Source organism: Parageobacillus caldoxylosilyticus NBRC 107762, assembly GCF_000632715.1.
GTDB classification, from domain to species: domain Bacteria; phylum Bacillota; class Bacilli; order Bacillales; family Anoxybacillaceae; genus Saccharococcus; species Saccharococcus caldoxylosilyticus.
In genome coordinates this window covers 1-19,257 of sequence record NZ_BAWO01000047.1, presented here as the reverse complement: position 1 = coordinate 19,257, position 19,257 = coordinate 1, and the positions used below count along the sequence as shown (strand labels likewise).

The window sequence follows — 19,257 nt, the reverse complement described above, 5'->3', positions numbered from 1 at the left end:
TCTGTATTCTAGTTCATCTTTATGCCAGAATCAGGGAATCTATGTTACAGAAACAACAGTGTGCTTTTATTATAAAACGGAGGTGGGAAGAGGGGGTAATGGTTTGCACATCACGATGCAGTTTAATCCTATCTTTTTCCCTCAATGTCGTTCCAATAAGACTTTTCTCCGGCTTTCATCGCCTTATGAAGAAGCCGAAGCGACCATCTTCGTCCGCTTCTTTTCAAACTGTTGAAACACAAACATATATAAAACCGCGCTGATAAAGGAAAGCACACTCAGTAGGAAAAACGTCCATTGATAGCCAAGCCATATCGTTGCCGTGATCGAAAGCGGGGCAATCATCCGCCCGATCGTAAAGCGCAGGCTCGCAGCCGCAAAATATTGCCCGCGCATTTCTTCAGGAGCCAATTTAGAAATAAATGTTTGCTGAATTCCTGCTGTCATCAATTCACCAAACGTAAACAACGCCATCACAAAAATAAGCCCCCAAATCGATGTGGTTTGGCCGAATAGAAAAATTGCCACTCCATAAACAATGGAAGAGCCAATAAAAGCCGTGCGCTCATGATAGCGCGACATCCATTTCGTCACCAGTACCGTAAACAGCGCGACAAGAAAGCCGTTTTCAGAGATAAGAAGGCCAAACGCTTTCTCTCCGCTAAGGGTAAACGACCAATCGCCAAATGAAAATAGTGTTTGTCTCCCCACACTATCTTTCGTATACACAGGAATCAATAAATCCAACTGCATAAACGTTTGCCCGGCAAGAATGCCGGCAATGATAAACAATAGGAATATTCGGTCGCGTACAATCACACTATATTGCTGGACTTGTTGCCGTAAAAACTCATGCCACTTCCCGTGTGCCACCCCTGCATTTCCCTGTACCGGAACTGTTTCGCGGAGCCATTTGGAAAGGAGCATAGCGAGCAGCAAACACGAAAACGCTGTAGCGAGCAATAGTTCAAAGCGATAGTTTTCGTAAAAAATTCCGCCAATCATCGGACCGATCACCACCGCAATGTTGATGGACGTATAAAACACGGCAAATACGCTGCTTCGGTCCTTTTCCGGAACGACATCCGCCACCATCGCCTGGCTTGCTGGCCAATAAAATGATCCGCAAATTCCTGCGATCGTAAAACAAATAAAACCAACCAGCGGCGAAGTAAACCATGGCGAACTTGCAAGCGCAAAAAAGAAAAACGCTGCCCCTTGCCCATAGGCCGACAGCACCATCATTCGTTTACGTCCAAATGCATCCGCACAGTATCCTCCCATTAAATTAGCAATCACGGAAAAAAGCTGCGAGATGATTAACAACATTCCCGCCTTATCTTTCCCGAACGATTCAGTAAAATAAATGGACATAAACGGAAAAAACATCCAAAAAGTAATATTGATGAGCGCCTCACCAAATAGGCGCACTTTCAAATTCCGATCCCAGTCGCGTATCCTCATAAATAACCTCCGTTTATTTCTTTGTATACTGCAAAAACTATTATTGCAATTCCTCGGAAATTATACCATTATTTTACCTTTTTGTCTTTTTAGAAAAATATTTTCCCAATAAAAAACAGCCCCGCCACACTCGGGACTATTTTTTCAAGAAATCGTTTGCTCTGCTGATGTACTTTCTGCTAAACTGCCATCCGTCCAATACGCCAACAGAGAGAGGCGAAATGTCGAAAACCATTCATCAAACTTTTTGCAGAAGTTTTCTCCTTGCAACGGATCTGGTCTCCAGCCGGCATGGTTAAAGCGGCTGAAAATATTCTTTTCAAATTAGTGTTTTCTAAATACAAGCGTTTCCCCTTGACCAACGAATTCAGGAATAGGGAAAGATGGGTCAGATGATTCCTTATAAGGCAAAAAAGAATGCGGCCCAAAAGCCGAAACCAGCTATTGAACCGCCTTTTATATCGTTTAGATTATATAATCAAAACAGTTTGCACTTGATTTTGTTTTACTGTTACTTCAAACCGGCCGCGTGAATCATACGCAATGGCGTCGATCGGCTTTTCATTTAAATTGGTGCGGTGAATATGGGAGAGTGCATGATTCCACTGAAATTGCGCCATTTTCTCCCCTTGTGCAGGATTATAAAAACGAATGATAATGCCGCTGTTATCTTCACTTCGCTTTACTGTACTTAAAACGATGTCCGAATCCGTTTGCGCAAATAGGCTGTAATGATATGGCACATGGAAATCAACCGGATTTAATTTCATCGCATCATACGGCATTTTATTATACGTATACAATGGTGTTAAAAATTGCTTAGCGATTTTTGCCACGTTCGCCTGTTCGGTCGTTCCTTTATGCGTTGTCAGTGCGATATGCACACGATTTGTTCCGATCATTTGTGAATCAGGAGTTTCCAGCTTAATTCCCGAAGGACGCCCCGGCCTTCTGACTAGCTCTTCTTTTCCAAGATATCCTACGCTTCGGAACAGCGTCACCGCAATCGTGTCATAGTGTTCTCCAACAATTTCATATTCCCTTGTGCTGTTGGTTAATACGGCTACGCCGCCATCCTCGTTGGATAACCCGACATAGGTTAACATTGGATAAATGGCATCCGGCCGCTCATCCCATTGCTCTTTCTCCCATACTTCTATGGCTGGATCGACGACCGGTCTTTTGATCGTGCCAAATTGGTTATCCGCGATAGAATGGGTCGATGGAATTCCGGTTGGAACGTACACTCTTACTCTATGATCTTTCGCCGCATTCTCTACTTCTATTTGAATATCAATACGCGGCTGGTTCATCGGAATCGTCAAATGGATCGCAACATCGATAAAGCTGTCGCAGCGTTTTGCCTTGCGGCTCTCGATGTCCGCCGGCACCGGCAGGCGGTATTCGATATCAGCGTAGGCGAAATATTGATTTTGTCTTAACGAGTACTTTGCTTTTACATCTTTGCTATGCACGACGAAATCGTCTAATAAAGGAGAATAATCGTATTCATCGCCGTCATCCGCCATATCTTCTATTAACAACACGTCGCTGAAGGTTCGATGTAATTGTTTATCATAAATATTCAGCGTGCCGTTTTCGTTTACCGTGATCGTATAAAAATTCGTATCAATTTGCGGCACTGATTCAGGATGTTTCTCTATCATGATGTGATCTGTTTCTTGAACGAAATACGCTTTATATCCCATTGCCGGAATGCGGTCTTGAAACTGAATGGTATAGCGGACAAACGGATCATAGTTTCCGTAATGGACAATTTGGCGATCAATTAAGCCCGGATCCACTATTTTTTTATCCACTACTTCAAAATAAATTTCTTTTCCCGTTTCATCGACTAGCGTAAAGTTCTTCCATTTTGTCGTAATTTCTGCTTGAATTGGCTCATTTCTTTCATAAGGAAGCAAATTGTATACCACCAGCTTGTCAATTGATCGATCGGATGGCATCGCATCGGCGATTTTTCTCATATAGAAGGAAATCAAACGATCTGTCTTCTCCTCCGCGATGAAAAATCTCGCCATAATTTCGCGGTGGACTTTATCGGAACAGCAGCACCCGATGCTATCGTGCGCATGGTTTTTCATCATTTCCTTCCAAATGAGTTCGATCAATTGATGATGATAAGGAAATCCTAGCGTCGATGCGATCGCTGCCAACGGCTCTAAAATATTGGTTATCTTATTTTCTATTCTTGCGTTTGCTGCTTTAATATCCATACGTGTCGAGTAAATGCTGCGGTGTACGCGCATATATTTGCCATCTAAAAATTCTCCTTTAATTGTTGCGAGGCCTTCCTGTTTTTCTAGCTCCTCAAAAACATGCTCATAGCGGCTTAAGAAAAATTTTCTTTCCGGATACAACTTGCACAGCTGTTCGATAACTTCGAAAATATTTTTTTGAATCGGCATTTGGTCGTGCCCGTTTGGAATAATAATATGGTCGGTTGTCGCTCTCTTATCTAATACGGAAAAATATTTATCCATCCGTTCCTTTAATGTTGCTTCATCAGTCGGGAGATACTTCCCGATGGCATAGCCTAATGGAAATACTTGCACAAGCACTTTGGAGCCGTCGTCACTCATCCAATAAAACTCTGTCCGGTCTGTGCCGTGTCGTTCGGAAATTCCCCGCCAGAAGATGGCCCGATGAATGCCAAAGCCGTTGAGTATTTGCGGGAGCTGGGCAGACTGCCCAAACGAATCCGGAAGATAGCCGATTTTCATCGGCTCACCGAACTCTTGGCAATCTTTCAATCCATATAACAAGTTACGGACAATCGATTCTCCGCCGACGACCATTTCATCCGTCTGCGTATACCAAGGACCGATGATTAGCTTTCCTTGCTGGACTAAACTGCGGATTCGTTCCTTATATTCCGGTTTTACCGCAAGATAATCTTCTAAAACCACTGTCTGCCCATCCAAGACGTAATACGGATAATCTGGATTCGTTTCGAGCATCTCTAATATTTCTTCCATATTATTGACAAGCAGAATGCGCGACTCCTCTGTGGAAAAGTACCATTCGCGGTCCCAATGCATGTGAGGGACAATGTGAACATATTGTTTCAATCTATCCACCTCTCTAACTTAACCCTTGTTGCTTCTTTAATTTATGAATACGAGTAACCACTAAAAGTATCATGGAAATAAATGCGCCGATAAGCGCTGCGCCTAGCCAAATCATTCCGGCTTTCCATAAAGGTGCACCTTGCAGCACAAACAAGGAGAAAATTCCTGCTCCCGGAACGTTTAGACCGATATGAGACGCGGTTACGATCGCTCCTGTAATAGCAGAACCAATGCAAAGGGATGGGATCACCCGGATAGGATCGTTAATCATAAACGGAATGGCACCTTCGGTAATACCGGCCAAACCAAGAATCCAAGTTGATTTACCAACTTCGCGCTCGTACTCTTCAAAATAACGTTTAAATAACAATGTGGCTGCTGTTACGGAGAAAGCAGAAACCATTTTTACCGAGGCAAAAGCGGCGTACGGAATAAAATTGCCGCTGGCCATCGCACCGATGCAGAACGTATAGGCGGCCTTATTGACAGGCCCCCCTAAATCGAAGGAAACCATGATTCCTAAAATCGCGCCAAGAATAATGGCATTGCTTCCTGAAAGATTGTCTAGCCAATGCAGCAATAAATTGTTTAACCCCGCAACCGGTTTTCCAATCACAAACAGCATCAATATTCCAACAACAAGTGAGCCTACAACTGGATACACCCAAAAGCTGATAAATCCGGAAAACGCTCCTTTCGGCGGCAACTGTTTCTTCAACAGTTTCATAAAGTAACCTGCCAAAAATCCGCCGAGCATTCCTCCCAAAAATCCACTGTTAATCATACTTGCGGCAATCCCTGCGGCAAAACCTGGACCTAATGCCGGTTTATCGGCGATAGCGTAAGCCATGTACGCAGATAAGACAGGGATCATCAGCGTTCCAAGCATATTTCCGCCTAATTTCCGAAGCATCCATAACCATGAATTTTCTGTATCATACAACTGTTGCAAATGGAACGCCTGTGCTACCAAAACGGTAAAAGCTAAAATCATTCCTCCCGCCACAATGATCGGGATAATGTGAGAAATACCTGTTAAAATAGAATTTTTTACCTCGGTTTTCCATGATACAGTTTCCGATTGACGTTCTCTTTTTTGCGGCTTGTATTCTGTTTTCTCCTTCGTTTTTGCTGCTTCTAGCGCCTTTTGAATCACTTCTTTTGCATCTTTTAACGGTGCAGCCACCGTCGTGCGGTAGATTGGAAGATGGGAGAACCTCTCCTCATTTTTTACCGCTACATCCGCGGCGAAAATGGCTGCATCTGCTTTTTGCAGCTGTTCATCCGTGTGGCGGTCTTCAATGCCATTTGCTCCCTGCTTTTCAACATAAACAGTAACACCAAGTTCTTGCCCCGCTTTTTGCAATGCCTCGGCTGCCATATACGTGTGGGCAATGCCTGCCGGACACGCCGTCACCGCAACGATGGTTTGGGCAGATGGCACCATTTCGTTCTCGTTTTTCTCCTCTACATCATCTAACGCATCATATAGTTCTTCGGCGCTTGCACAATTTTGTAACCGCTTTCGATATTCGGCATGAGAAAGCCTTTTTGCCAGCTCCGCAAGCAGCTCAATGTGGGTCGATCCCGCTTCTTCTTCTGGAATCGCTAACAAAAAGACAAGACTGACTTTATTGTGTTCAACGATGCTCTCCCAGTTTTCAATTGGCTTCTTCAACTTGGCAACAGCAAAGGAAGCGGATTTCACTGCACGCGACTTTCCGTGTGGAATCGCCAGTCCTGCTTCCAGTCCGGTTGGAGATAACGCTTCGCGTTTTAATACATCTTGGTAAAACTCTTCTGCAGAATGTAATTTCCCTTCCTGCGCTAACTTCTCAGTCAAATACCAAATTACTTCTTCCTTTGTCGATAACGCTACACCGACATCAATTAAATGAACATTCGTCAACTTCCTCAGTTCCATTCCCTTCACACCCTTTCCTAATCCCCCTTATCGGCTTTTATTATAAAATAAAAAAAATAAGAAGACGGAAATCTTCTTACTTTTTCACAACATTGCCTACGGAAACCATACTGTTTGTGTATTTATACACATCATCCATACATTTGCCAATAACGTTCGCTTATTTTTCTTAACATAATCAATAATGAAGTTCGATCCGTAATATCATACTTATTCAAAAACTGTTTAGGAGCCCAACAATAAAGACGCAGATCGGCCAAATTGGCAAGCGAATTTTCGCTTAAATGCGTCATGCTGATGATAAAAACTCCTCTTTGTTTCGCAATTGTCACCGCTTCCAGCACTTGTTTTGTTTCTCCGGATAAACTAATAACAAAAAGAAGATCTTTCTGGTCGCAGCGGTCCGCACTATAAATCATGTCATGCCGCTGTGTAAAAAATTCCGCCTGTTTGCCGACACATCGTAAATTTTTTGCCATCATTTCACAAAAATATGCCGAGTCTCCTATTCCGTAGAATAAAACTCGCTTAGATTCATGCATTTTCCGCACTGCCACATCTATCGTATCGATGTCCATCATCTCATATGTTTTCAATATATGTAACGGCACTTCCGTCATCTGCACCATTTCCGCCTGATTTTCTAATACTAACGCCGCTTTTAATTCTGAAAACCCTTTATATCCTAGTTTTTTTGCCAAGCGGACAATCGTATTAGGGACCGTATACAAATTTTCTGCTAATTTCTGAATGGACATGTTAGTGACTTCGTGACGGTGTTGCAAAATATACTCGACAATTTGATCTTCTGTATCATTTAGCTTATCGGCATAAAATTGCACTTTTTCTTCAAACTTCATTATCCTTATCCCCCATTGCCATAATCTCTCCATTAACGTATTTAACAACAATATAGGCAATATATGCAAAGAAAAATTAGAGATGGTTCCCTCATCACACAGCAAATGTCTAGAGATTACTTTTAAGCAAATCTCAAAGCGGCCAATATTCAATATTCCATAGCAAATTCCAGCTCTTCCCTCCTATTTTCACGTCGGAAGCGATCCAAACTTCTTTTCATAGTGACTTAACATTAACAACGGAAATCTTCACCTTAATCGGCCTTCCGCTCTTTGTCACTTTTTTTCTTTATGTAATGGCAAGGTTTCATCCATGGCAACGAGGAGGTTTTCTCATCACAATGGGCCTGCTAATGACATGGATCGAAAAACAGGCAGAGACAATAGGATGGTTTGTCCACAGCTTCGAATGGAAGCATATATATTCATTTGTTGGGTATTCGCTGTTTATAGCGATGGTCTGGAGGTTTTATCGCTGGATGTGGTTTGCTCTAGAAGCAATGGATATTAAAAAGGATTGCCGCATCTTCAACGGCAATCCTTTGCTAAGGAAAAAACGAGACATTTTAAACTATACTGTTAACTTGCCCCTACTAAAATAGGAATTCTTTCTTTGTATTTTGCAATTAATCTGTTGTTATGTTCATCCGCTCCTTCCATATTACCACTTAAAAAGATCGGTGGTTCCAAACCGTTTTCCGCCATTAAGACAATAGTTTCAGCAAAGATAGCATTTAAAATCGCGCTTCCTACAACAGTAGAGGTAGGAGAAAACGGAACGGAAACACTTTCGTGGGATAAAATTGCGTCACCTTTCACGGAATAATTATTAATAACAAGATCCACTACCTCGTATAACAACTTACCACTTTTATGCCGTGAGGGCTGGCACTTTGAATATTCCAAGGATGTAATGGCTATCGTATAAGCCCCCTTCTCTTTAGCCGTCAGCGCAACATCAATCGGAACTGGGTTACGCCCCGATGTGGACAAAACAAAAAACACGTCTTCAGGACGGATATCCTCAGAATCTATAAAATTCTTTGCGAAATCATTCATTCTCTCCAACATGGACGAACGGACCGCCCCCTCATGAAGCATAAGGGGTTCAAAAAATATTGGTTTAATTGGTACAAGTCCTCCAGCACGGTAAAAAACTTCTTCCGTTAAAATGTGGGAGTGACCACATCCGAACAGTTGAATAATTCCACCTTTCTGAACGGCTTCACTTACTACATAAGCAGCTTTTTTTAGATTGTCCTTTTCATGTTTTAAAACGAGTCCCAAACGTTCGTTGACCTTTTGAAAATAACGTTCGATCACGAGCTGATCACTCCTTTTAGTTGTAGAAAAATTTCTTTGACCCTACTTGGATTCGATTCTCCCTTGCCTTGTAATACATCTCCAAATACGTGCGGCATAAATAATTCAATATTTATTTTTCTTATCTCTTTGTATAAAACAGGAAGATGGTGAACTTTAATACCGCCCGCTGGCTCAATGGCTCTTATTCCTCTTTTGGCTGCTTCTTTGGCAATGAAAAGAAGTTCTTCTAGGTGATCGAGCCCTTTCATTGGCATGACTTTTATGGATTCAACCCCGCAGGCAGCAGCCAATTCTAATAATGGCTCTACTTTTATCTTTTTTCCTGTTGGTATTTTTACAAAACCAACCTCCCCAGATGGAGAGATAAGAGCAGTAATAATAGGAAAATATTGCTTTGCTGCTAAAAACCCCTTGGCAAAAAGGGCTCTTTCCAATGGCTGATTGATATGTTCCGGATTGCTCCTAACAGCTATATCAACAACTCGTTTCCATTCATCAAACTTTCCTCCACCACCAAGACCGATACTGACAACTGGCGATGATTGTTTAATACTTTTCACCGTCTCAACGGCTTCCTCAATTGTAGCAAAATCCGCTGCTGCAATCCCTGGTACACAAAAGCCATCTGATGCTTCCAAAAGATCGGCAGCGTTTTTTCCGTCCTTCGCTAAAACATTGAGCAGCAGCTGATCTTGAAACCGCTTTATATTAAATAGCCTCATTTTGTGCTCTCCTTAACATATATGCCATTTTGTTCAAAGCTGTTTCTACAATTATTTTTCCTTTTTCTTTTGTTGCTTTCGTTGCATCCCCTAACACCGCTGTTTGAGTAAATGTTTTCCATGGCGTTGGACTCACGTCCGCTTCCTCATCTATATTCGGAATATCACAAATGGCTCTACTCATGTCTACATATTCTTCAGCTAAATAAAGCATAATCGATGTTTCAATTTCACAAGCATGAAAATAGACGGAATGAATCGTCTCCGTTTCCCGTATTTCATTGACAACTTTGTTCATACCGGGATAGAAAAAATAAAAGATTTTAAAATCAGGAAATTGATCATATAATATTCTTGCTGCTTCTTTTAACGCTATTTGATTGCCAAGATGACCGTTGACCATCGCCCAAATCCGAAATCCTTGTTTATATAAACTCGTTCCAATTTCGACCAATAAACGAATCAACGTCTCATTGGAAATAGATATACTACCAGGAAAATCGCGTAAACTCCATACCTGTCCGTATGAAATGGCAGGGAGGACAAATCCTGCAACCTTTTCTGCCAACCGACAGGCAAGACGTTCTGCCAAAATGGTATCGGTACATAACGGAAGATGTGGGCCATGGGCTTCTACTGCACCTATAGGCATGATAACAATGCTTGATTTCGTAATTTTGTTACCTATCTCGAATGAATTTTCTAAAGCGAAGTTCATCGATTTCACCTACTTTTTAAATGTAAAGCAACGGGAAGGGTTTTCTACAAAAAATAGATAAATTAGTTTTTCACCGTCAAAGCCTGCACGATTAGCTTCATCGACAAATCTTGGAACCCATTTAGAAATGATATACTCTAAACCAAGTCCGTAATCATAATGTTTATAATATGATTTTCTTGCCGTATCTCCACTCACTAGTATTTGTTTTTCGTATCCTTTGCGGACAAGTTCTAAAATGCAATGGATTCTTGTACTTTCCGGAGCATACTTTATCTTTCCAATACCATCAAAACAGAGATAAGCACCAGTTTTAGCTATTTGTTCATGGTAATAAGGATCGGGATTTCGGTCCATATGACCGAAGCTTACATTAGACAAATCAACCCCTTCGCTTCGCAAAATTTCGATTTGTTCGAGGGCCATCGTACCTGCTTCCGTATGGGAATGAATCGGTGCTTTTGTTGCGTGATGTGCTCTGGCGACGGCACGTATTGTTTTTTCTTCTAAAGGAGTGATTCGGTTGTAACCTGTTCCGAATTTCACTTGTCCACCTTTATAAGATGTTCCTTCAAGCCCTTCCTCTACTTCTTGGATGACAAATTCCGCCAGTTCATTTACAGTTGCTGTTTCAATCCACTCATAGTAGGTAGCATAAGGACCGACTACTTTTTGTATTTTTTCTTCCAGTTTAGCTCCCCATAAAAAGCTTTTATTAAAACCTGCTGTCCCAATAATGTGGATTTTCGCTTTTTTTGCAATATCTGCAACAGCTTCTACATCTCTTCCATAATCTACTGCAGTAGCATCCACAAGCGCATTACCGCCATGTTTAGCAAAGTCTAAAACGTCTTTCAATGATTTTTCCTTATCATCCAGCAATAAATCGTCTTCTCCTTTTTCTTGCCAATATGGCGGGCGACAAACAATGTGCTCATGAGAATAAGTAAATCCTAACTGCTCAGGATGAATATCTCCATGCAATGTACGAATAAAACTCATTTTTAAACACCTCCAGCACAAATCACCCTGTTACAGCAGATAAAACTAGATTCTATCACTTTGAACGTAGTTTTGCTCAGCCCACCTTCCTTAACAAAATCTAGAAGAATAATTGGGCAAGTATTTTAATAATAGGCCCGAGAATAAACATATCCGAGTCAGCTGCCCACATAGCGGTGTCAGGAATTGTACTCGATATTAAAAATTTCACCATAATATACTGTCCCCATGCCACCACTGTTGCGGTCATAAATCCGCCTAACAAAGCTCCTCTCACACCACCTGTCGCATTGCCAAACACTCCCGCTGTCGCAGCATGGAAGAATAGAACAATCATCGTTGGTACAAATACGTAACCAACAGTACTTCCGATAATAACAAGCCAAATTAATGCCCCTATGAACGCACCTAAAAATCCTAATATTACCGCGTTTGGAGCATAAGGAAAAACAATCGGACAATCGAGAGCTGGCTTCGCTCCTGGCACAAGCTTGGTTGCAATACCGTTAAAAGCTGGAACAATTTCGCCAATAAACATCCGAACTCCCATTAGTACAACAGCAATCCCTGCGGCAAACGTAAAGGATTGGACAATCGAATAGATAATAAAGTTTTGACTTCCTGCTTTCTTTATTAATTCCTCTGCTCCTGAAGTTCCTTTTAGAGAAACAATAATTGCACCTACTAAAAATAACGTTCCCATCGTTAGTGCAGTAATGACATTAGAATCTCTTAAAAACTCCAATCCTTTTGGAAGTTTGATCTTTTCTGAATCATTCTCTTTGTTCCCAAGTACTTTACCGGACAGTGCTCCCATCAACGCAACAGATGCAGAGGTATGCCCTAAAGCAATATTATCGTTTCCCGTAATTTTCCGCATAAATGGTTGTGTAAGCGCTGGCTGTAATGTCCAATAAAGACCCATAATAATAGATAGAAAGATAACAAGTTTCCAAAATGACACATCTCCGACGGTATGAATAACAATACCGGCAAAGACGGTCGTTGTCCAAAACATCATATGTCCAGTCAGATAAATGTATTTAAATTTGGTCAATCTGGCTAGGAAAACGTTAATTAAAAACCCTATTGTCATAGCTAAAGTTACCGCACTACCGTATTTCGCGTTAAATCCTTCCTGCCCTATAAACTTACCTAAAGATTCCGACTTTAAATTAAATACTTCTTTCCACATAGGTTCAAAAACGGTCAAAGAATCTACTATAACGCCAGCACCAGCACCAATAATTAGGAATCCGATGATCGCCTTAAATGTGCCGCTGATAATTTGATTGGTTTTTTTCTTCTGCAACAGTAAACCAATAAATACAATGAAACCGAGCAATATAGACGGCGTTCCAAACACATTGTCAGCAATCCACTTAATGATTTCCATTGGCCATCTCTCCTAATATGAAGATTATTATTTTAAATTCTCCACTAAGGCATTTTTAATTTCCACTCGATCAAAATAGTTATTCACAATAATGATTTTCGCGTTTACACCAGCTAAAGAATCAGCCAATTCCCTGTTGGTCACGATAAAATCCGCATCCATGCTTGATGCACTAGAAACATCTGTATGTTCTACATCTGCCGCAATTCCTAGTTCAGACAAAACTTGTTCCACATTCATTCTTAAAATTAAACTCGTCCCCTGTCCGAGGCCACAAACACATAACAACTTCATGCTTCCACTCCTCTAATAAAAATTTCAATTTCCTCATATGTCTTTGCATTGATCATCTTTTCAATTGCCTCTTTATTTCCTAACAATACCATTAACTTTCTTAAAATTTCCAAGTGTTCATTATTATTAGAAGCTCCAAGAGCTAACACAAGCTTGACAGGATCGTTTGGTTTATTTCCGAATTCGATCGGTTCTGCTAACTGTACAAGCGATACTGACGCTTCTTTTACTCCATCTTCCGGTCTTGCATGCGGCAAAGCTACTTGCGGTGCTAAAACAAAATATGGTCCATTATTTTTATACGATTCCACCATCGCCTCTATATAAGAATGATCGACATGATTTTGATCAGCAAGTAATTGTCCCGCTCTCCTAATAGCTTCTTCAGGTGTATTAGCTTTTACATTCAATGCTACTAGGTTTGGTTCTAAAAACTTCATGACTAATCTCCTTTTTGCTTTTTGTTATCCTCGCTAATTTTCTTTTTTAAATACGACCATATTTCTACAGGCGTATCACATCGAATTAACTCTTCGACAAATTCAGATGACTGAAAGCACTCTGACAATGTTGATAATGCATGAAGATGAATTTCTGGATCTACTGATGCCAAAACAAAGATTAATTGAACATCATGTTCTTTTTTTTTCGAAAAAGAAACCGGCTCTTTTAGCACCAACAAACTAATTCCTGGCTTTTTTACCCCTTCGTCCGGCTTTCCATGAGGAAGTGCCACTTTCGGCGCGATGATAATATATGGTCCCAAGTTTTTAATATGATTGATCATCGCAACAACATATTGCCTCGTTATTCTACCGGTTCGTAAAAGCGGTTTAGAGGCGAGCTCTATTGCATGCTCCCAACTTTCCACTTTCGCCGCAATTTGAATATATTCTAGTGAAAGTAGATCAAGTAAACCCGGTTTTCTCGTCCAATTTTTTGGAATAAAAGGTTTATAAAAGTATTCCTTTAATGCGGTCAAAAGTGCTTGTTCATCTTTTATATCAGCGTATTGTTTAACGATTCCTAAAATCGCTTCCGGGGAGTATTTTGTGTTCTGTGATGCGCTTTCTCCAAATAAAGCATGAACCTTTTTCAATAGCGTTTCTTTTTCTTGATCTGTTAAAATCGGATTAACAACAAATACAGGGTGCTTTTTCTTAGAAACTGGAACAGTCGAGACAGCAAAATCAATGTCATGAAAATCCCTTTGCTCGTAATCCCTTACAGAAATGGTCTCCACAAAGTCAACGGTTGAAAATAATCCTTCCAACTGTTTTCGTAAAATAGTTGAAGTACCGATGCCGCTTGCGCAAATAAGAATGGCGCGTTTCCGCTCTTTTGGCTCAATTCCTTCTTTACGCAACCATCCTCCAAAATGTATAGCAATTAACGCTATCTCCTCATCACTAACTTTCTTGCCGATAGCGGTTTCAAAATGATGAATCACCTTTTTTGTAATTAAGAAAAGATCTTTATATTTTGTCTTAATTAACTCAATCATCGGATTTTCCACTTGTAAGCCATATTTAATCCTGTAATAAGCAGGCTTTAAATGTAAAAGCAAGTTTTCTTCTACTGCTTTCCTGTTCGGAAACGTAATACATGTGAAGGCTTGAAATTCTGTAACCATTTTTTGCACAATATTTTGTAGATTCTTATAATCATCATGACTTTGCAGATAATTTCCAGAATATTGGACTTTGCTACTTAATAAATGAGTAGCTAAATAATAAACTTCATCATCCGGAATAGAAGTTTGAAAGATGGATTCCAACTTGCTTCTTGCTGTTTGTGCTGCTTTAAATTCTTTCGTTTGTTGGATCACTTCTTTTTCCACCGGATCAAAGTCAATTTTTTTACCTTGAACGATTCGCTTTCCAAATAGCCAAAAGCGTAGAGCTAAGTGGTACAAAACATCATCCGCAAATTGTATATTTAAATGCTTTTCACATTCATTTAAGACATCGAGTATACTTCTTAACTCACTTAAAACTATAGTTGACTCATCCTCATCATGGATCAACAGACGTTTTAAATTAGCCAAAACCGTTTGCCAATCTTGCTGGTGTGGGACAACAAGGGATAAGTAATATACGATCGCTCTTCGTTTATCTTCTTCCTTGCCCTTTATTACATAGCCAGTGTAGCGGGTAAAACAAAGGGTTAATTGGAAACTATTCAACTGTACACGTAATTTCTTTAAATCTTTAATGGTGGTATTTCTACTCACTTTTGTTTTTTCTGATAAATCCTTCAGGAAAAGAGGTGGTTCCTCTACTAATAAATGGATTGCAAGCCATGCTATCCTTTCTTTCTCGGAATATGCGTAATTCCATACCTCTAAATTTTTTAATTTTTCGGGAATAGCTTGTTTCGTCCGTTCTGTTACATAAAAGCCTGAAGTCCGAACATATTTCACCCCATCAAGATGATTGCTCTTTAACCAATAGTTAATCTTTTCTATATCGTAATAAACCGTTCGTCTGGATATATTAAACCTTTTGATCAACTCCTTTACTGATAAATAACCATCGCGCCTTACCAACTCATGTAGTATCGCAGTACTGCGTTCATCAAGCGACATTGTCAGACCCCCCTGCACAATTGTGCAAAATCGGATTGGTCCTAAAAATATTTAACAATTGCTTAATTTCATTTTATTAGAAAGCGCTCTCACTTATAAGACCAAATTCCCCACACTATGTTTGTGCAAAACTGTACGAAAAGTACCCTAATCCCATTGTCATCATTCTGTAAAAAAACTCTTCCGCAATGAAGGAAGAGTAATAATGGGTTTAATGTTAATTTTTGATATTAGGCGGATTTTCTAATAATAAATGCTTCCTGCACCAAATACGAATAAAGTTACAAGACTGCGAAGTTGTACTTCGCGGACCTAAAAACGATGGAACAGGTTTATCAGATGATTGAAGAGTATATTCATTTTTACAACCACAGTTGCTTTCAAGAAAAATGGAACGGCCTTTCCTCGATGGAATATCGAGAAAAGGCCGCGAATGGATATACTCCTCTTTTATTGTGCAATTGAGAGAGCAATGTGCACTTATTTTATTTTTGCTCCCCTGTATATCCCCCTAAAGGAATATTATCTTTTCGCGCCACGCCGGTCCGGTACGCCGCTTCGATGACCGCTTGCCGCACCCGTTCGACTACTTTGCTGTTAAATACGCTTGGAATGATATAAGTTTCATTGAGTTCGTCTTCCGTGACGACGGAAGCGATCGCTTTTGCGGCGGCAAGCTTCATTTCTTCGTTGATTTCTTTGGCGCGGCAATCAAGCGCACCGCGGAAAATGCCAGGGAAGCATAGCACGTTGTTAATTTGGTTCGGATAATCCGAGCGCCCTGTCGCCATCACGCGGACATACGGTTCGGCGAGTTCTGGATCGATTTCCGGCACTGGGTTGGCCATGGCAAACACAATTGGGTCGCGCGCCATTTTTTTCACGTCTTCCACCTTCAAAATGCCTGGAGCAGAAACACCGATAAACACGTCCGCACCGGCGATGACATCGGACAAGCTTCCTTTTTCGTTGTCCGGGTTAGTGATTTGCGCATATTCCTGCCAATACGGATTATCATATTTTTCGTCGCGATGGATGGCGCCGTGACGGTCGACACCGACGATATTGCGCACGCCAGCCGCCAGCAAGATTTTCGTACAGGCAATTCCAGCGGCGCCGATTCCTGTCAATACGACTTTAATATCTTCTAATTTTTTGTCGACGATTTTGAGCGCGTTTAACAAACCGGCAAGCAGCACCACCGCTGTACCATGCTGGTCATCATGAAACACTGGGATATCAAGCTCTTCTTTTAACCGTTTTTCAATTTCAAAGCAGCGCGGTGCGGAAATGTCCTCGAGGTTAATGCCGCCAAACGCTGGCGCAATCGCTTTGACAATTTGAATGATTTCTTCCGTATCTTTCGTATCCAAACAAATTGGAAACGCATCAACCCCGGCAAACTGTTTAAACAGCATCGCTTTTCCTTCCATCACCGGCATCGCCGCGTAAGGGCCGATATCGCCTAACCCCAATACCGCCGTGCCGTCCGAAACGACCGCGACGGTATTGCGCTTAATCGTCAGCGAATACGCTTTTCTCGGGTCTTCTGCAATCGCCGTGCACACCCGCGCCACTCCCGGCGTATAAACCCGCGATAAGTCATCGCGCGTTTTGACCGGGATTTTTGATTTCGTTTCAATTTTTCCGCCGATATGCATTAAAAACGTCCGGTCCGACACGTTAATAATTTTGACACCTTGAATTTTTTTAAGCGCTTCAATAATAAGATCACATTGTTTTGTATCCAACGCACTGACGGTAATGTCGCGTACGGTATGTACTTTGCTTGAGGAAATGACGTCAATCCCAACGATGTCTCCGCCCGCTTTTCCGATCGCAGCGGCGATATCGCTAAACGGAACACGGTCCTTTTCAAATTGAAGACGAATCGTAATGTTCATCGTTGCGCCACTTGGTAATGCCATCACAATCTACCTTTCTTTTACATTTTTATCCATCTCAAAATCTTCTACGGTACACATGTTATCTCATTAAAGGAAAAAAGACAACCCTTATTCTTATTAGGATAAAAAAATGGAAATTTACTCACAGCCGTCGATTCCGCAAGCCATCCCTTCTCCAAAATCACGAAATGATTGTTTTCTCATTTCTTCTTTAATGATTTTTTCTAACGTTTCTTTCGAACGTACTCCGGTAAGAACCGTATCCCCGATGACAAACGTCGGAACAGCGGTGATGTTCGCTTCTTCATATGCATGCTTCAACGCACGCTGATGTGCTTCTTTATATTTCCGAGTCACAAGCGCCTCACGAAACTCTTTCTCGTCCAAGCCTACTTCCCCAGCCAGCCTTGTTAACACATCGATATCGCCAATGTCCTGTTCTTCTTGAAAAAAAGCAGTAAACATACGGTGGTTGTATTCATTGGCTTTCCCTTTTTCTTTTGCGTACTGATACCCCTCAAAAGCAAGGTGAGTGTACGGCTGCGGCGAAACTCTCGGCAGTACGATCGGAATTCCCATTTGTTCCGCCATGGGATATACATACTGCTTCCACGTTTTTTGCAAATAGTCGCCTTCCGGGCGCAGCGTTTCGTTTGGGTATGGACGCAGTTCAAACGGCATCCACTCAATTTGCACATCTTTTCCCGCAGTTGCTTCTTGTAACGGTTTTTCCGCTAAAAAACAGAATGGACATACATAATCCGAATAAACTTTTATCGTTAATGTCATCGTCATCACTTCCTTTTATTTCATCTACTAAAGTACCGATTGCATTTATCTTATCACATCTGTTTTGTATTATTATATAAAAAAGCTCACATTACACACTTCTAAATCTTTTTTACCATTAATTCAGAAAAAAACAACCCAACTAGATATGCGTGCAGAAAAGAAAGAAACAGAATAAAGAAGCAACAAGAAGGATATTCAACACATTGTGAAGTAGATTTATAAGAGATATCAAGAGAGGAGACAGGAGCGAAGTTAGATGAGAGAAAAAATCTTTTTAGTGTTAGCTAACTTATTTTGGGCAGGTAATTACCTATTTGGAAAATATGTCGTCGCAGAAATCGGCCCTTTATGGCTTACGTTCATCCGCTGGATCGTTGCTTTTTTATTTCTTCTTCCCATCTCCTATTTTTTGGAACGACCGCGCTACGGAGAAATCATGAAGCAATTTTGGCTGCCATTAAGCATCACTGGTATTTTGGGCATTATTGGTTATAACTTGCTTCTTTACGGAGCATTGGAATATACATCACCGATGAATGCAGCGATTGTGAACGCATTGAACCCAGCCATTATCGTGATTTTGTCGTATTTTCTTTTAAAAGAACGTATGGCGTTTGTCAATGTGATCGGTTTTATTATTTCGCTAGCCGGCGTATTGTTTATTTTAACCAACGGACATCTACAGTGGATTTTCCAAACGAGCTATAACCACGGCGATTTGATGATGCTGCTGGCAGGCGTCGTGTGGGCGCTTTATTCGATCATCGGGAAAAAATTAGCCGTCCCTCCCATTACCGCGACTACTTGTTCTGTGTTTTACAGCATCCTTTTGTTGTTTCCGTTTCTGTTCTTGCAGCCGTTTCCGCTCGCCGAGTTAAGTGGAAAAGAATGGATTGGCATCAGCTATATTTGTTTGTTTCCATCCGTTTTTTCGTTTTTGTTTTGGAACCTGTCTGTAAAAAAGGTTGGACCAAGCTACGCAGGCATTTATTTAAACTTAATAGCGGTATTTACCGCAATGATCACGTTTTTGCTAGGAGGAAAAATTTCCGCGTCACAACTGATTGGCGGGGCTTTCGTGTTGATAGGAGTTTATTTGGCAACCAACGTTCGAAAAACGGAAGCATCTCTGGCAAAAGACACGAGCGTGTAAATAAAGATCCCCTCAAGCCG

Annotated in this window: 16 protein-coding genes and 1 pseudogene; 3 read left to right on the top strand and 14 right to left on the bottom strand. The window is 41.1% G+C overall.

Annotated elements, in window-relative coordinates; genetic code table 11:
• Window positions 1–183 precede the first annotated feature (183 nt).
• From GCA01S_RS12600 to GCA01S_RS12585, 4 genes are all read right to left on the bottom strand, one after another.
• On the bottom strand, window positions 184–1,464 hold the full coding sequence (locus GCA01S_RS12600; protein ID WP_042410451.1) for an MDR family MFS transporter: 1,281 nt from the start codon (window positions 1,462–1,464) through the stop codon (window positions 184–186).
• Window positions 1,465–1,934: 470 nt separating this feature from the next.
• On the bottom strand, window positions 1,935–4,565 hold the full coding sequence (mngB, locus tag GCA01S_RS12595; RefSeq protein WP_244380739.1) for a mannosylglycerate hydrolase: 2,631 nt from the start codon (window positions 4,563–4,565) through the stop codon (window positions 1,935–1,937).
• 4 nt (window positions 4,566–4,569) lie between these two features.
• Entirely contained in the window at window positions 4,570–6,480 is a 1,911-nt protein-coding gene (gene mngA / locus GCA01S_RS12590) for a PTS 2-O-a-mannosyl-D-glycerate transporter subunit IIABC (RefSeq protein ID WP_017437631.1), read from the bottom strand.
• Window positions 6,481–6,611: 131 nt separating this feature from the next.
• Window positions 6,612–7,340 carry a MurR/RpiR family transcriptional regulator gene (locus GCA01S_RS12585; protein WP_017437632.1) on the bottom strand — a complete coding sequence of 243 codons (729 nt, stop codon included), beginning with the start codon at window positions 7,338–7,340 and terminating at the stop codon, window positions 6,612–6,614.
• A gap of 152 nt (window positions 7,341–7,492) precedes the next feature.
• Between GCA01S_RS12585 and GCA01S_RS21245 the strand changes: the two genes are divergently transcribed.
• Complete coding sequence (locus GCA01S_RS21245; protein WP_369492346.1) at window positions 7,493–7,942, top strand: CBO0543 family protein; 450 nt, start codon at window positions 7,493–7,495, stop codon at window positions 7,940–7,942.
• On the opposite strand, the gene GCA01S_RS12575 is transcribed toward GCA01S_RS21245, so the two are convergent.
• From GCA01S_RS12575 to GCA01S_RS12540, 8 genes are all read right to left on the bottom strand, one after another.
• Window positions 7,920–8,663, bottom strand: coding sequence for an SIS domain-containing protein (locus GCA01S_RS12575; protein ID WP_017437634.1), 744 nt, complete (start codon window positions 8,661–8,663; stop codon window positions 7,920–7,922). The genes GCA01S_RS21245 and GCA01S_RS12575 overlap by 23 nt on opposite strands.
• Window positions 8,660–9,388 carry a KDGP aldolase gene (locus GCA01S_RS12570; RefSeq protein ID WP_042410448.1) on the bottom strand — a complete coding sequence of 243 codons (729 nt, stop codon included), beginning with the start codon at window positions 9,386–9,388 and terminating at the stop codon, window positions 8,660–8,662. The genes GCA01S_RS12575 and GCA01S_RS12570 overlap by 4 nt, the downstream gene beginning before the upstream one ends.
• Window positions 9,375–10,106: a creatininase family protein gene (locus GCA01S_RS12565; RefSeq protein ID WP_042410446.1), complete on the bottom strand. Its 732-nt coding sequence runs from the start codon at window positions 10,104–10,106 to the stop codon at window positions 9,375–9,377. Before GCA01S_RS12565 ends, GCA01S_RS12570 begins: the two co-directional genes overlap by 14 nt.
• A 9-nt stretch (window positions 10,107–10,115) precedes the next feature.
• Complete coding sequence (locus GCA01S_RS12560) at window positions 10,116–11,108, bottom strand: phosphotriesterase family protein (RefSeq protein ID WP_017437637.1); 993 nt, start codon at window positions 11,106–11,108, stop codon at window positions 10,116–10,118.
• 100 nt (window positions 11,109–11,208) lie between these two features.
• A complete protein-coding gene (locus GCA01S_RS12555; RefSeq protein ID WP_042410443.1) occupies window positions 11,209–12,504 on the bottom strand; it encodes a PTS ascorbate transporter subunit IIC in 1,296 nt (431 codons plus the stop codon).
• 27 nt (window positions 12,505–12,531) lie between these two features.
• Window positions 12,532–12,798, bottom strand: a complete 267-nt coding sequence (locus GCA01S_RS12550) for a PTS sugar transporter subunit IIB (RefSeq protein ID WP_017437639.1) — start codon at window positions 12,796–12,798, stop codon at window positions 12,532–12,534.
• A complete protein-coding gene (locus GCA01S_RS12545; RefSeq protein ID WP_017437640.1) occupies window positions 12,795–13,238 on the bottom strand; it encodes a PTS sugar transporter subunit IIA in 444 nt (147 codons plus the stop codon). The genes GCA01S_RS12550 and GCA01S_RS12545 overlap by 4 nt, the downstream gene beginning before the upstream one ends.
• A gap of 2 nt (window positions 13,239–13,240) precedes the next feature.
• A complete protein-coding gene (locus GCA01S_RS12540) occupies window positions 13,241–15,385 on the bottom strand; it encodes a BglG family transcription antiterminator (protein WP_017437641.1) in 2,145 nt (714 codons plus the stop codon).
• A gap of 285 nt (window positions 15,386–15,670) precedes the next feature.
• On the opposite strand from GCA01S_RS12540, the pseudogene GCA01S_RS19460 reads away from it, so the two are divergent.
• Window positions 15,671–15,850: pseudogene (locus GCA01S_RS19460) on the top strand (IS3 family transposase); the annotation flags it as partial.
• A gap of 20 nt (window positions 15,851–15,870) precedes the next feature.
• Here the strand turns inward: GCA01S_RS19460 and GCA01S_RS12535 are convergent.
• Both GCA01S_RS12535 and GCA01S_RS12530 read right to left on the bottom strand, forming a co-directional pair.
• A complete protein-coding gene (locus GCA01S_RS12535) occupies window positions 15,871–17,313 on the bottom strand; it encodes an NAD-dependent malic enzyme (protein ID WP_017437642.1) in 1,443 nt (480 codons plus the stop codon).
• A gap of 117 nt (window positions 17,314–17,430) precedes the next feature.
• On the bottom strand, window positions 17,431–18,081 hold the full coding sequence (locus GCA01S_RS12530; protein ID WP_042410439.1) for a DsbA family oxidoreductase: 651 nt from the start codon (window positions 18,079–18,081) through the stop codon (window positions 17,431–17,433).
• Window positions 18,082–18,340: 259 nt separating this feature from the next.
• Between GCA01S_RS12530 and GCA01S_RS12525 the strand changes: the two genes are divergently transcribed.
• Window positions 18,341–19,237 (top strand): DMT family transporter, encoded by an 897-nt coding sequence (locus GCA01S_RS12525; RefSeq protein ID WP_042410438.1) that lies wholly within the window; start codon window positions 18,341–18,343, stop codon window positions 19,235–19,237.
• Window positions 19,238–19,257: the final 20 nt, after the last annotated feature.